Origin of the sequence: Achromobacter sp. GbtcB20 (assembly GCF_019091095.1) — a bacterium.
GTDB classification, from domain to species: Bacteria; Pseudomonadota; Gammaproteobacteria; order Burkholderiales; family Burkholderiaceae_B; genus Achromobacter; species Achromobacter mucicolens.
The window spans coordinates 78,556-90,778 of the sequence record NZ_JAGXJZ010000013.1; the positions used below are offsets into that span (position 1 = coordinate 78,556).

General features: G+C 66.5%; 10 protein-coding genes. 7 read left to right on the plus strand and 3 right to left on the minus strand.

Annotated elements, in window-relative coordinates; genetic code table 11:
- Positions 1–107: 107 nt before the first annotated feature.
- The 3 genes from rimO to KVT32_RS17650 form a co-directional block, all read right to left on the minus strand.
- The gene (gene rimO / locus KVT32_RS17640; protein ID WP_062839051.1) at positions 108–1,454 is read right to left on the minus strand and encodes a 30S ribosomal protein S12 methylthiotransferase RimO; all 1,347 of its coding nucleotides are present in this window, start codon (positions 1,452–1,454) and stop codon (positions 108–110) included.
- A gap of 142 nt (positions 1,455–1,596) precedes the next feature.
- The gene (locus tag KVT32_RS17645; protein WP_063952133.1) at positions 1,597–1,848 is read right to left on the minus strand and encodes a DNA-binding transcriptional regulator; all 252 of its coding nucleotides are present in this window, start codon (positions 1,846–1,848) and stop codon (positions 1,597–1,599) included.
- Positions 1,849–2,042: 194 nt separating this feature from the next.
- The gene (locus tag KVT32_RS17650) at positions 2,043–2,675 is read right to left on the minus strand and encodes a LysE family translocator (RefSeq protein ID WP_056319711.1); all 633 of its coding nucleotides are present in this window, start codon (positions 2,673–2,675) and stop codon (positions 2,043–2,045) included.
- 95 nt (positions 2,676–2,770) lie between these two features.
- Between KVT32_RS17650 and rsmB the strand changes: the two genes are divergently transcribed.
- The 7 genes from rsmB (at position 2,771) to KVT32_RS17685 (ending at position 12,222) form a co-directional block, all read left to right on the plus strand.
- On the plus strand, positions 2,771–4,108 hold the full coding sequence (rsmB, locus tag KVT32_RS17655) for a 16S rRNA (cytosine(967)-C(5))-methyltransferase RsmB (RefSeq protein WP_217618583.1): 1,338 nt from the start codon (positions 2,771–2,773) through the stop codon (positions 4,106–4,108).
- Positions 4,109–4,147: 39 nt separating this feature from the next.
- Positions 4,148–4,738, plus strand: a complete 591-nt coding sequence (locus KVT32_RS17660; RefSeq protein ID WP_128829524.1) for a DUF4390 domain-containing protein — start codon at positions 4,148–4,150, stop codon at positions 4,736–4,738.
- The gene (locus KVT32_RS17665; protein WP_180097267.1) at positions 4,735–7,050 is read left to right on the plus strand and encodes an ATP-binding protein; all 2,316 of its coding nucleotides are present in this window, start codon (positions 4,735–4,737) and stop codon (positions 7,048–7,050) included. Before KVT32_RS17660 ends, KVT32_RS17665 begins: the two co-directional genes overlap by 4 nt.
- Positions 7,051–7,061: 11 nt before the next feature.
- Entirely contained in the window at positions 7,062–7,757 is a 696-nt protein-coding gene (locus KVT32_RS17670; RefSeq protein WP_063952136.1) for a response regulator, read from the plus strand.
- Entirely contained in the window at positions 7,754–9,133 is a 1,380-nt protein-coding gene (gene trkA, locus KVT32_RS17675; RefSeq protein ID WP_175156580.1) for a Trk system potassium transporter TrkA, read from the plus strand. Before KVT32_RS17670 ends, trkA begins: the two co-directional genes overlap by 4 nt.
- A gap of 53 nt (positions 9,134–9,186) precedes the next feature.
- A complete protein-coding gene (locus KVT32_RS17680; protein ID WP_152382865.1) occupies positions 9,187–10,656 on the plus strand; it encodes a TrkH family potassium uptake protein in 1,470 nt (489 codons plus the stop codon).
- Positions 10,657–10,983: 327 nt separating this feature from the next.
- Complete coding sequence (locus KVT32_RS17685; protein ID WP_142052460.1) at positions 10,984–12,222, plus strand: YbdK family carboxylate-amine ligase; 1,239 nt, start codon at positions 10,984–10,986, stop codon at positions 12,220–12,222.
- The last annotated feature ends 1 nt before the right edge of the window (position 12,223 follow it).

The window sequence follows — 12,223 nt, forward strand, 5'->3', positions numbered from 1 at the left end:
ATTGATGGGCGGTAATGGGGTCCCGGGATCCCGCCCCGTGCTCGTCCAAAGAAAAACGCCGTCCGGCGCGTGATGCGCCGGACGGCGTTTGTCCGAAGGCGCTGCGATTACAGCGCGTCGGCCCAGAGGTCGTACTCGTCGGACTCGGTGACGCGCACGCGCACCATGTCGCCCGGCTGCAGAGGCTTGTCCGAACTGACGTAAACGCAGCCGTCGATTTCCGGCGCGTCGCCCGCGCTGCGGCCCACCGCGCCGTCCTCGTCAACTTCGTCGATCAGCACATCGATCTCTCGGCCGACCTTCAGCGCCAGGCGCTGGGCGGAGATGGTCTGCTGCAGCGCCATGAAGCGCTCCCAGCGATCCTGCTTGACGTCGTCCGGCACCGGATCGTCCAGCAGGTTGGCCGGCGCGCCTTCAACCGGCGAATACTGGAAACAGCCCACGCGGTCCAGCTGCGCTTCCTGCATCCAGTCCAGCAGATATTGGAAGTCTTCCTCGGTTTCGCCAGGAAAGCCGACGATGAAGGTCGAGCGGATCGTCAGGTCCGGGCAGATTTCGCGCCAGCGCTTGATGCGCGCAAGCGTCTTGTCTTCGAAGGCCGGGCGCTTCATCAGCTTCAGGATGCGCGGACTGGCGTGCTGGAACGGGATGTCCAGGTAGGGCAGGATCTTGCCCTCGGCCATCAGCGGAATCACTTCGTCGACGTGCGGGTACGGGTACACGTAATGCAGGCGCGTCCAGACGCCCATTTCGGACAAGGCCATACAGAGCTCGGTCATGCGGGTCTTGACCGGGCGGCCGTTCCAGAAGCCGCTGCGGTATTTCAGGTCCACGCCGTAGGCGCTGGTGTCCTGCGAGATCACCAGCAGCTCTTTCACGCCGGCCTTCACCAGGCGCTCGGCTTCATTGAGCACATCGCCCACGGGACGGCTGACCAGGTCGCCGCGCATCGAGGGAATGATGCAGAAGCTGCAGCGATGATTGCAGCCTTCGGAGATCTTCAGGTAGGCATAGTGGCGCGGCGTGAGCTTCACGCCCTGCGGCGGCACCAGGTCCACGTAGGGATTGTGGTCCGTGCGCGGGGGCGCCACGCCGTGCACGGCGCGCACGACCTCTTCATATTGCTGGGGACCGGTCACCGACAGCACGCTGGGATGCACGTCGCGGATCACCGATTCCTCGACGCCCATACAGCCGGTCACGATGACCTTGCCGTTCTCGGCCAGGGCTTCGCCGATGGCTTCCAGCGACTCGGCCTTGGCGCTGTCGATGAAGCCACAGGTGTTCACGACGACCACGTCGGCACCGTTGTATTCCGGCGTGATTTCGTAGCCTTCGGTGCGCAGCTGGGTCAGGATGCGTTCGGAGTCGACCAGGGCTTTGGGGCAGCCCAGCGACACGAACCCCACGCGCGGCGCGCGCCCCGGGTTGGCTTCCTGGGCGGCGGCCGTGATGGCGTCCAGCGTCGCGTCGGCGCCGTTGCTGGGAGCAGTGCCGGCGCCTTTGCCGGGGCGGGAATGTTCAATAACTTCCAATCTAATTCACCGTAGGTTCGCGCACGGGCATTGGGCGTGCGGCGGGGTAATCGTCAAAGGGTCAGGGCCAGGCCGGGGCGTCCACCGAGGACAGGTGGCGCAGCGTTTCGGGATGCAGCATGGCAACCCGCAGCAATGTCTGCGCGGCGCCTGAAGGGTTGCGCCGGCCTTGTTCCCAATCCTGCAAGGTACGCACGCTAACGCCCAGCAACGCCGCGAAATCCGCCTGCGGCAGGCCCACGCGGTTGCGCGCTTCGCTGATGTGCGACGCCTGCCACCGGACGGACCGGGCAAGCGGAACAGCCTTATTCATAACTCAGTCAGGGGGGAGGGGGGGCGGCGTTTTCCCGCCAACCGGATTCCAGGCTGGCGGCCGCTCCCGTGGCGATAGCGGGGAAAGCGCATAATTATACGGCATTGCCGTAGGCGCGGATAGCGCCGGGTGCGCAACCGGCCTGCAAAAAGGGGGGCGGAGAAGCGGACGCGGACCGTCGGCCCGTGTCCGGTTCAGGCCGCGGTTCGCCGATACAGAGCCAGCGTCCCGGCCAGACCGATCAGCATGCCCCCGCAGATCCGGTTCAGCCAGCGCAGGCCGCCCGCCTGGAAGGCGCGGACCATCTGCGCGCCCAGCGTGGCGTACGCCAGCATCGTCGCCACGTTCAGCAGCGCCAGGATCCCGGCCAGGATGGCGTATTGGGCGGGCAACGGCGCTGCGGGGTTGATGAACTGGGGCAGAAAGGCCGACATGAAAAGCAGGGCCTTGGGGTTGGTCAGCGCCACGACGAAGCTGCGCATGCCCAGGGCCAGGCCGTCCGGACGGGCGTCGCGGGGGCGCTCGGACGGCAGGATCAGCGCCGCGTCCGAACGCAGGAGCTTGACGCCCAGCCACGCCAGATACGCCGCGCCCGCCCATTTGACGATCTGGAAGGCGACTTCGGAGGCCGCCAGCAGCACGCCCAGGCCGCAGGCCACCGCGCCGATCAGGACCAGATCGGCCAGCACGGCGCCGCCCATGCCCCAGCACGCGGCGCGCACGCCGTGGCGCGAGCCGTTGGACAGGGCGAGAAGCACGGTGGGACCGGGCGTGATGATGGCGACGGCAGAGGCCAGGACGAACAGCAGCAGCGTGGCAAGGGTCATATCGGGCTCCGGGGCAGGCACCCAGTGTGCCGCGCCCGCCGCCCTCTCGTCCAGGTCCGGGCTACCATAGCGGTCTTACTCTTTGATTTCGCCCCATGTCCACGCGTTCCGACTCCCCCAATCTGGCTCCTCCGCTCTCTTCAGTCCTTCTTGCCGGCGCGGAAGTGGTGGAGGATGTGCTCGACGGCCGTTCGCTCACCGAGGCGCTGGCCGACGTGGACGCCGCGCTGCGTCCTGCCACGCAGGCCGTGTCGTTTCATGCGATGCGCTACCTGGGTTGGGCCGATGCGGTCGGGCGCGAGATGGTGCAGCGCTATCCCAGTGTGCTGTTCGAATCCCTGCTGCTGGTGTCGCTGACGCTGCTCAAGGAAGAGGGCGATGCGGCCGTGGCCTTGCCCGGCATGCCGGTCTACGCCCCGCACACGGTCGTCGACCAGGCGGTGACCGCGGCCGCCGGCTCGCGCGCCCTGGCGTCGTACAAGGGCATGCTGAACGCCTGCCTGCGCCGCTTCCTGCGCGAACGCGCCGCGCTTGAAGCCGCGGTGGCCGACAGCCCCGAGGCGCAATTCAATCATCCCGGCTGGTGGGTCAAGCAGCTGACCGTGGCCTATCCCAAGCAATGGCGTGACATCCTGGCCGCCTCCAACCTGCCGGCCCCGCTGACGCTGCGGGTGAACCGCCGGCGCGCCACCCGCGAACAGGTGCTGGCGGCATTTGCCGATGCAGGCCTGGCGGCCGAGCCGGTGGGCCAGTCGGGCGTGGTGCTGGCCACGCCCAAACCGGTGACGCAGTTGCCCGGCTTTGCCGAGGGCTGGTGGTCGGTGCAGGACGCGGGCGCGCAGCTCGCCGCGGAATTGCTGGCGCCCGCGAACGGCATGCGGGTGCTGGACGCGTGCTCGGCGCCGGGCGGCAAGACGGCGCATCTGCTTGAGCTGGCCGATATCGACCTGCTTGCCCTGGACGCCGATGCCGACCGGCTTGCCCGCGTGGAACAGAACCTGGCGCGGCTGGGCTTGGGCGGCGGTCACGTCCGGCTCAAGGCGGCCGATGCGGCCGACTTGGACGCCTGGTGGGACGGCAAGCCCTTTGACGCGGTGCTGGCCGACGTGCCCTGCACGGCGTCGGGCATCGTGCGGCGTCACCCCGACATCCGCTGGCTGCGCCGCGAGAACGACCTGCGCCGCACGGCCAGCCTGCAGACCCGGATCCTGGACGCGCTCTGGTCCACCGTGGCGCCGGGCGGCCGCCTGCTCTATGTGACATGCTCGGTCTTTCCGATCGAAGGCACGCGCCAGGCCCTGGAGTTTCTGCAGCGCCACCCCGACGCAACCCGCCTGGAGGCACCGGGCCAGTTGCTGCCAGTTGCGGTCGATGCAACACCCGCGGCGCAACACGACGGGTTTTTCTACGCCTTGTTTGCCAAGCAGTCCTGAATCCCGAAGAATAGGGGCATGACGTAGTCCCGGTGCCGTATGTCCATTATTTCGCGCGTATTTCTTGGGTTGTTGCTGGTATCTGCCGTGCTTTTGACCGCGCCGGGCGGCTTGGCGCATGCGTCCGAACCCCGCGTCACCCGGGTGGATCCGGTGGTGCGGGACGGCAACCTGGAAATCGACGCGGATATCGAATTCGAGCTGAATCAGCAGTTGCGCGACGCCGCCCAGCGCGGCGTCGCCTTGTATTTCACGGCCGACCTCACCATCACCCGCGAGCGCTGGTACTGGTTCGACAAGTCGCTGGTGGACACGTCCCGCACCTGGCGGGTGGTCTATAACGCGCTGACCCGGCAATGGCGGGCGGGCGTGGGCGAGCTGTCCTTTCCGGTGGCCTCGCTGGACGACGCGATGAGCGCCATCCGGCACATCCGCAATTGGCGGGTGGCAGAGGCGAGCGAGTTTGATGCGGGGTCGGAATACAACGGGCAATTGCGCCTGAGGCTGGATACGTCGCTGTTGCCGCGGCCGTTCCAGGTCAATGCCCTGAACAGCAGTTCGTGGGCGCAGGCGACGCCGTGGATGGACTTCTCGTTCATGTTGGGCGACAAGGAGAAAGATCCCTCATGAGGCTTTTGCTTCGGCTGGCGCTGATGGTCGGCGCCGTGAGCGGTCTGGCGCTGCTGGGCCTTCTGGCCTGGTCCACCGGAAACGCCTCGCGCTTTGCGCGCTACTACGACACGCTGCTGGTCCTGAACGGCATTTTCGCGCTGGCGCTCTTTGTCTGGGTGGTGGCGCTGACGGTGCGGCTGGCCCGGCAGATCCGACGCCGGCAGTTCGGCGCGCGGCTTACCGCCCGCTTTTCCCTGGCGTTCGCCCTGATCGGCGTGGTGCCCGGCGCGCTCATCTACACCGTGTCGGTGCAGTTCATGTCGCGTTCGATCGAATCCTGGTTCAACGTGCGCGTGGATACGGCGCTGGAAGCCGGCCTGAACCTGGGCCGCGCCGCGCTGGATTCGCTGCTGGCGGACCTGGACGCGCGGGCGCGCTCGATGGCGGTCGAACTGAACCGCAGCACCGACAGCGGCGTGACGCTGGCGCTGACCCGGCTGCGCGAGGCCAATGGCGTGCAGGAAGCCATGGTGTTCACGGGCAGCGGCCGCATGGTGGCGTTTTCGACCAGCCAGTACGGGCAACTGCTGCCTGCAATGCCGCCGTCCACGGTGATGAACCAGTTGCGGCTGGCGCGCGGCTACTCGGCGGCCGAAGCCGACGATCCCGTAACGCCGGGCGCCGAGGGCGGCCTGCATCTACGCGTGGTGATCCCGCTGAACGGCCCGGACCGCTACGACAACCTGTTGGGGCCAGCGTCCGAACCCCGCTGGCTGCAGCTGCTGCAGCCGGTGCCCGAGCAGATCGCGCACAACGCCAACCTCGTGCAGCAGGGCTTTCGCGATTACCAGGAACTGGCGCTGTCGCGGCTGGGCCTGCGCAAGCTCTACGGCATCACACTGACGCTGGCTCTGCTGCTGGCGGCGTTCGGCGCCATCGCGGTGGCGCTGTCCCTGTCCAAGCGGCTGGTGCGCCCGCTGCTGAGCCTGGCAGGCGGCACGCAGGCGGTGGGCGTGGGCGACTACCGGCCCTTGCCCGAACCGCCGGAACGCGACGAAGTCGGCCAGCTTACGCGCTCGTTCAACGCCATGACGCGCCAGCTCGACGAGGCGCGCCGCATGGTCGAAAGCAACCGCCAGCAGCTCGAGCGCTCCAACGTCTACCTGGAAAGCGTGCTGTCCAACCTGTCCTCCGGCGTGCTGGTGTTCGATGAAGCCTTCCGCGTCACCACGGTCAACCAGGGGGCCCAGACCATCCTGGGCGCCGACTTGCGTTCGGTGATCGGCCGCCCGCTGGAGACGGCGGACGGCATGCTGGAATTTGCGAACATCGTGCGTCAGGCGTTTTCCACGCATGCGGCGGTCGGTTCCGAACGCCAGCACTGGCAGCAGCAGTTCGAAATCGCGCCCGCCGCGGTCGAAGGCGAGACCGCATCGCAGCCGCTGACGCTGCTGGCGCGGGGCACGCACCTGCGCGTGGACGGGCGCGGCAACGGCTATCTGGTGGTGTTCGACGACATCACCGAAGTGATCTCGGCCAACCGGACGGTGGCGTGGGGCGAGGTGGCGCGCCGTCTGGCCCACGAAATCAAGAATCCGCTGACCCCCATCCAGCTCTCGGCCGAGCGCCTTGCCATGAAGCTGGAAGGCAAGCTGCCGCCCGCCGAGGCCCAGATCGTGGCGCGCTCGACCAACACGATCGTGAACCAGGTGGCGTCGCTCAAGCAGATGGTGGACGACTTCCGCGAATACGCCCGCACGCCGCCGGCCGTCATGCAACGCATCAACTTCAACGCGCTGGTGGCGGACGTGTTGTCGCTCTACGGCTGGGAGCCCGAGGGCGGGTCCTCGCGCCTGACGGAGAAGGCCCTGAATCTGGACGTGAGCCTGGCTGCAGGCCTGCCCGACATCGAAGGCGATCCGACCCAGCTTCGGCAGGTGATTCACAATCTGCTGTCGAATGCCCGCGATGCGATCGCGGAGCTGGGCGGGCAGGGCCGCGTCAGCGTGACGACGCAGCTCATGCGCAGCGAACAGCCCGATCGCGTGGCCCATCAGGCGCTGCGTTTCACGGTCGCCGACACGGGTCCGGGCTTCCCGCCGCAGGTCATGCAGCGCGCGTTCGAGCCCTACGTAACCACAAAGTCCCACGGGACTGGGTTAGGATTGGCAATCGTCCGCAAGATCGTGGAAGAGCATGGCGGACGTATCGACCTTGCCAACCGCAAGGAAGGAGGGGCGCGGATTTCCATCCTGTTGACCCGGCTCGCGCCCGGGTCCGATACTATGGACGCCACCGCGCAAGAAAAGGATAATGCGGCTACGCAATAGGTGGATGCTTTATGGCCAGAATTCTGGTGGTTGACGACGAAGTCGGTATACGCGAGCTTTTGTCGGAAATCCTTTACGACGAGGGACACACGGTCGAGCTGGCCGAAAACGCGGCGCAAGCGCGCGCTGCCCGTCTTCGCATGCGTCCCGATCTGGTGTTGCTGGACATCTGGATGCCGGACACCGACGGTGTCAGCCTGCTCAAGGAGTGGGGCTCGCAAGGCTTGCTGGACATGCCTGTCATCATGATGAGCGGCCACGCCACCATCGACACGGCAGTCGAAGCCACGCGCATCGGCGCCATGGATTTCCTGGAAAAACCCATCACGCTGCAGCGTCTGCTCAAGACCGTTGCCGCGGGTCTGGCACGGGGCCGCGTGCCGCATCCGGCGCCTGCCGCCGCCAATCCGGCGGTCGCCAGCCCGGTGGTCGCGCTGGAAGACGAACTCGATCCGCCGGCCGCGCTGGCTGCGGTGTCCGTCAACGATGCGCCGGCCACCTCCAACGGCCAGCTTGGCAGCATCTCGCTGGACCAGCCGCTGCGCGAGGCGCGCGACGAATTCGAGCGCATCTACTTCGAATATCACCTGGTCAGGGAAAGCCACAGCATGACGCGCGTGTCCGAACGCACCGGGCTGGAACGCACCCACCTCTACCGCAAGCTCAAGCAATTGGGCATCGAGTCCGCGCGCAAGCGCAGCACATGAAGATCCTCATCATGGGCGCTGGTCGCGTAGGCACCAGCGTGGCGGAAAACCTGGTGTCCGAGCAAAACGACATCACGGTCATCGATTCCGCCCCCGCCCAGCTGCAATACCTGCAAGAACACTTTGACCTGCGTGTCGTCCTGGGAGACGGCTCGCAGGTGTCGGTGCTTGAAAACGCCGGCGCCGCCGATACCGATCTTTTCATCGCCTGTGCGGCGTCCGACGCCGCCAACATGGTCGCGTGCAAGATTGCGCGCCAGCTCTTCAACATTCCCCGCCGCATCGCCCGCATCCGTTCGGCCGAGTTTCCCGAACATCCCGAACTCATGAGCGAAGAAGGCTTCTGCATCGACGCGCTCATCAGCCCCGAACGCAGCGTCACCACTTACCTGCACAGCCTGATCGAATTTCCCGAGGCCTTGCAGGTCGTGGAATTTGCGGAAGGGCGCGTCAGCGTCGTGACGGTCCGGGTGGGGCATGGCAGCCCGATGGCGCATTCGTCCGTCGACAAGCTGCGCGACGTCTGGCCGGACGTGAAGGCGCGCGTGATCGACGTGCTGCGCGGCGGGCGTCCCCTGCGCGCGGGCAGCGGCACGGTCATCGCGCCGGGCGACGAAGTCGTGCTGGTCGTGGATTCCGACCATGCCCGCCGCGCCGTGCGCAAGCTGCGAGACGCCGAGCGGGCCGTGCGCCGCGTGATGATCGCGGGCGGCGGCAATATCGGCCTGCGCCTCGCGCGCCGGCTCGCCGAAGAAAAGTACAGCGTGCGCATCATCGAGCACGACCTCAAGCGCTGCGAGTACCTGGCGACCCAGCTGCCGGATAGCGTGCTGGTCCTGCACGGCAGCGGCACCGACGAGGCGCTGCTCGAGCGCGAAAACATCGAGGACATGGACACCTGGCTGGCGCTGACCAGCGACGACGAGGACAACATCATGTCCTCGCTGCTGGCCAAGCGGTTGGGCGCACGCAAGGTGATCGCGCTGATCAACCGGCAGGCGTACGGCGAACTGATGCAGGGCAGCCATATCGACATCGCGGTGTCGCCGTCGCAAGCCACCATGAGCGAACTGCTGCGCCATGTGCGCCGCGGCGACGTGGTCGCCGTGCACCGGCTGCGCCAGGGCGTGGCGGAGGCCCTGGAGGCCATTGCCCACGGCGACCGCTCCACGTCCAAGGTGGTGGGCCGCGCGGTGGGCAAGATCAGCCTGCCCAAGGGCGCCAGCATCGGCGCGCTGGTGCGCGGTGAAGAAATCATCCTGCCCGACGCCGATACCGTCATCGAAACCGACGACCACGTCATCGTCTTCGTGCCCTCGCGCCAGCAGATGCCGCGCGTGGAAAAGCTGTTCCAGGTCTCGGCGTCCTTCTTCTGATGCGCTGCCCCTCTCACTCCTTGCGTGGGCCGCGCGCGGCCGGATAAGCCTTCATGAAGCGCGTTCTGGCCACCCTGTACATCCTGGGCCTCACCATGGTGATGTTCGCCCTCACCATGCTGATCCCGCTGTTCATCGCCTATGTGGGGGCGGACGGGGCGCGCGACGCGTTCCGGGACGGGTTTCTCATTTCGGTGGGCATTGGCGGCGGCCTGGCCGCGCTGACCCGGCGCAACCGCAGTGAATTGCGGGCGCGCGACGGCTTCGTGCTGGTGTCTGCGGTGTGGGCGGGCCTGCCCTTGCTGGCGGCCATTCCGCTCCTGCTGTATTTCCATGGCGCCGGGCTGCCCTTGTCCTTCACCGGGGCCTATTTCGAGGCGATGTCCGGGCTGACCACGACGGGCGCCACGGTCCTGACCAACCTGGACACCTTGCCGCCGTCGATCAACCTGTGGCGCGCCACGCTGATCTGGATCGGCGGCATGGGCATCCTGGTGCTGGCCGTCGCCATTCTTCCCCTGCTGGGCGTGGGCGGCCACCAGGTGGTCCGGGCGGAAACCCCGGGTCCGATGAAGGACGAGCGGCTGACGCCGCGCATCGCCAGCACGGCCAAGGCGCTGTACGCGGTGTACTTCGTGTTTTCGATTCTCTGTTTCCTGGCGTACCGGCTGGCCGGCCTGTCCTGGTTCGAGGCCTGGTGCCACATGGCCACCACCATGGGGCTGGGGGGCTTTTCCACCTGGGACGACGGCTTCGCGCACTTTGACTCCGTGGCGGTCGAAATGGTGGCGATGGTGTTCATGCTGATCGCCGGGATCAACTTCGCGACGCACTTCAACGCCTTCCGCCAGCGCAGCCCGCGCGCCTATTGGCGCTGCCCGGAGGCCATCCCGTACCTGGTCGTGGTGCTGGGAGTGGGCGTGATCATCTCGGTGTACCTGTTCATCAAGGACGTCTACACGGATCCCCTGGAGGCGCTGCGCTACGGGATGTTCAACACCATCTCCATGGCCACCACCACGGGCTACGCCAACACGGACTTCGCGCAGTGGCCGCTGTTTGCGCCGCTGACGATGCTGCTGCTGTCGGGTTTTGCGACCTCGGCCGGGTCGACAGGGGGCGGGATCAAGATGATCCGCGCCATCCTGCTGATCAAGCAGGCCCGCAATGAGCTGGTGACGATGCTGCACCCGCATGCCGTCAGTCCGGTCCGGATCAACGGCAGGGCGGTGGAGACCCGGACCATGTCGTCCGTGCTGGCCTTCATGCTGTTCTACGGTCTGTCGATCGCCGTGTTCACCAGTCTGCTGCTGCTCTCGGGCCTGGACCCCATCACAGCGTTCTCGGCGGTGTTTGCCAGCGTGAACAACACGGGGCCGGGGCTGGGGCCCGTGGGTCCGATGGGCTCGTTCGCCGTGCTGTCGGACTTCCAGATCTGGGTCTGCACCTTTGCCATGCTGATCGGCCGCCTGGAGCTCTTGACCGTGCTGGTCCTGTTCACGCCAATCTTCTGGCGCAAATAGCCGCCGTCCGGCGTCAATTTGATAAGGGATAACCCTAGTCAGGGTTATCCCATCCCCCCTCGGAATCCCCGTCAATACTGGCTTTCGGCGCCTGGCGCGGTGGCGACCCGCGCCAATCCTATGCTGTAAGCGCTTGCTTACTTTTCTTCAGAGGGCAAAACCGGATGATCCGCGATGTTGCACACAAATGTCACGATTTTCAATCGTTTTGCCACAAAGCTGCGGCTATCATGCGTTCACAAGCCGCCGTCTAGCGCCCCCCGGGAAGTTGCCGGGCTTCAAGGTCGAACGGCGCATACCCTCATCAAACATTCAAAGGAGTCCGAGATGGAACAAATCCCGTTCATTTCGTCGGCCCCCAACACCCTGGGCATCGAACTCGAGCTGCAACTGATCGACCCCCGCAGTTTTGACCTTGCTGCAGCCTCTGACGAACTGTTGGCCCAGATGGCCAACCATCCTATTGCCGACCGCGTCAAACCCGAAATCACGCGGTCCATGATCGAACTGAACTCCTCGGTGCACGAGCACCCCATGGGCCTTCTGGCCGAAATGCGCGAGATGCGCGATGCCCTGGTTGAAGCGGCCGACGCGGTGGGCGTGTCGGTGGCGGGGGGCGGCGCCCATCCCTTCATGCGCTGGCAGGAACGCTCCATCTCGGATACCCCGCGCTTCCAGTACCTGGCCGAAATGTACGGTTACCTGGCGCGTCAATTTACGGTTTTCGGCCAGCACATCCATCTGGGCGTGAAGAGCGGCGACGATTCCATCAAGCTTTTGCGCCGCCTGTCGCCCTACGTGCCGCATTTCATCGCGCTGTCGGCGTCGTCCCCCTACTGCGAGGGGGTGGATACCCTGTTCTCGTGCTCGCGCCTGAACGCGGTCAACAGCTTCCCGCTGGCCGGGCATATGCCCGCCGAGGTCAAGGACTGGTACCAGTTCGAGGCCCATCTGTCGCAACTGCGCGCCTTCGGCCTGGCTGAAAGCATCAAGGACCTGTACTGGGATATCCGTCCCAAGCCTGAATACGGCACGGTCGAGATCCGTGTTTGCGACACGCCGCTGACCGTGGAACGCGCCTGCCAGGTGGCGGCGTTTGCCCAGGTGCTGGCGGTGCTGCTGATGCGCGAGGAAGATCCCAGCGACAACGCGTGGCTGTCCTATCGCAGCAACCATTTCCAGGCCTGCCGTTTTGGCCTGCAGGGCAGCTACGTGACGCCGGAAGGGCAACGCGTGCGCCTGATCGACCATCTGCGTGCGCTGTTCCAGCGTCTGATGCCGGTGGCCGAGGAACTGGGCACCGGCGACATGATCGCCGCCCTGCGCGACGATGCCATGCGCGCCGGCAACGATGCCCGCTGGCTGCGTAGCCAGTATCACCGCCTGCGCGACCTGCCGCTGATGGTGGAGGCCATGTCCAATGCCTGGCGCGGCACGGCGGCCCCCGTCGCGCCGCCCGCGGAGCCCACTGCGGTGCTGCGCCGCCGGATCCGGGCGACGTCCGAGCCCATGCAGAGCCTGGCCGCGTCCGAGCCCGGCGTCATCGTGCCCGAACGGCTGCACTAGG